This window comes from Enterococcus malodoratus (assembly GCF_027659535.1).
GTDB lineage: Bacteria > Bacillota > Bacilli > Lactobacillales > Enterococcaceae > Enterococcus_A > Enterococcus_A malodoratus.
In genome coordinates this window covers 1-1,564 of the sequence record NZ_JAQDPG010000026.1, presented here as the reverse complement: position 1 = coordinate 1,564, position 1,564 = coordinate 1, and the positions used below count along the sequence as shown (strand labels likewise).

The following is a 1,564-nucleotide window of genomic DNA, read 5'->3' as shown; positions in this document are numbered from 1 at the left end:
GCGACAAAACGATGATACTCGTCAGAAAACTAATGACAATAGTTCGGATTCTGATCCGTTCAGTGGTTCGTCAATCGACATCAGTGACGATGATCTGCCATTTTAGGGAGGGTGCTAGATGAGAAAACGTAAAAATCCAGCGCAACAAAAAGCATGGGATGAATTGCTACTGTTGATCAACGATCCAGAATGGTATTTAGACAAAGAGAAAAGTAAACGACATAAGCAACTCATGCTTATCATCGAAACCGAGGAAGAAGTTACTACCTCAGAGAAGAATGATCGAAGATACCAGCTATATTTAAATGCTCGATCCGGTATGGAAGAAGACATCGTTGAGATGCTAAAGCAAGAAATGCCTATAAGTGAAATCCGCAAAAAATATCGAATAGATGCAAGAGTCTTTGCATACGTACGTAGAAAACACAAGCTTAAAAGATACAGACGACTTCAAATGCCTACGAAAATCGAACTAGAAGAAGCATACAAAATCGGTGGTTGGAAGAAAGCGAGTCGAGATTTTGGCGCGTCCCAAGGAACGATTTATCAATGGATGCGGAAATACGGAATTGAAAGAAACTATGTGGTAAACGAAATGGAGGATTAGCATGCATACAGTAAATATCTACGGCGAGTCTATCGTGGGTGAAGAAATCGAATATCTAGATCAACCCTACAAAAACATAATTATCGTGGAAGATTCTAACGGTGACAAACACGTGATTCATAGAGAAACGATAGATAGGAATCGTAAGCGAAAACCAAGCCGTGCAGGAGTGAGGTTTGACCTTTTTGCATGGAAGAAAAGGGACGTTGAGAAAGTGGCGGAGGATTGGTTAGGACATAAGAAAAAGCTCCACTAACTGGGGCATTAGCATAGGAAAGGAGTGATCGTTTGGCAAAAGTATTAGATGCCTGTTGTGGTAGTCGGATGTTTTGGTTTGATAAGAACAATCCAATCACAACATATATGGACAAAAGGCAATATTACGAGGAGTTAGATACAGGGCACATAATCAATGTTGATCCAGACGTTCTGGCCGATTTTACAGAAATGCCATTTTCTGATAATGAGTTTGATTTAGTCGTATTTGATCCGCCGCATATGGTCAATGCTGGTGAAAATTCATGGTTGGCCAAAAAGTACGGCAAGCTTGACGGCAACTGGCCAAAAATGATTCACGATGGATTCAATGAGTGTATGAGAGTTTTAAAACCTAATGGAACGCTAGTTTTCAAATGGAATACTGATCAAATTAGTTTCAGAGAAGTATTATCCTATATCGATCACAAGCCTTTATTTGGTGATAAACGTAGTAAAACACGTTGGACAGTTTTCTTAAAAGAAGTCAGCTAACGGAAGAAATTAAGGAGGAAGAACAATGAATTATAAGGAATTTAGAAAGACAACAGGTAAATTTCCAAATGACGGCAACGAAGCTGTCGCAATTTTTCCGTTGTATCAAAAAGGAAAAATTGTAGATGGAATTGTTATTGGCACCACTAAAGAATGGTTAGATGAAATTTTAGAAGATATGGCAGATGATTCAGATATTGATATTTG

General features: G+C 38.7%; 4 protein-coding genes. All 4 read left to right on the top strand.

What is annotated here, in order from left to right; genetic code table 11:
* Positions 1-118 precede the first annotated feature (118 nt).
* A complete protein-coding gene (locus PGP85_RS21220; RefSeq protein ID WP_270329352.1) occupies positions 119-607 on the top strand; it encodes a hypothetical protein in 489 nt (162 codons plus the stop codon).
* Position 608: 1 nt separating this feature from the next.
* Entirely contained in the window at positions 609-863 is a 255-nt protein-coding gene (locus PGP85_RS21215) for a hypothetical protein (protein ID WP_270329350.1), read from the top strand.
* A 32-nt stretch (positions 864-895) separates the two neighbouring features.
* On the top strand, positions 896-1,357 hold the full coding sequence (locus tag PGP85_RS21210; protein WP_010739660.1) for a class I SAM-dependent methyltransferase: 462 nt from the start codon (positions 896-898) through the stop codon (positions 1,355-1,357).
* Positions 1,358-1,382: 25 nt separating this feature from the next.
* The coding region (locus PGP85_RS21205) for a hypothetical protein (protein ID WP_270329346.1) at positions 1,383-1,564 on the top strand (182 nt) is incomplete at its 3' end.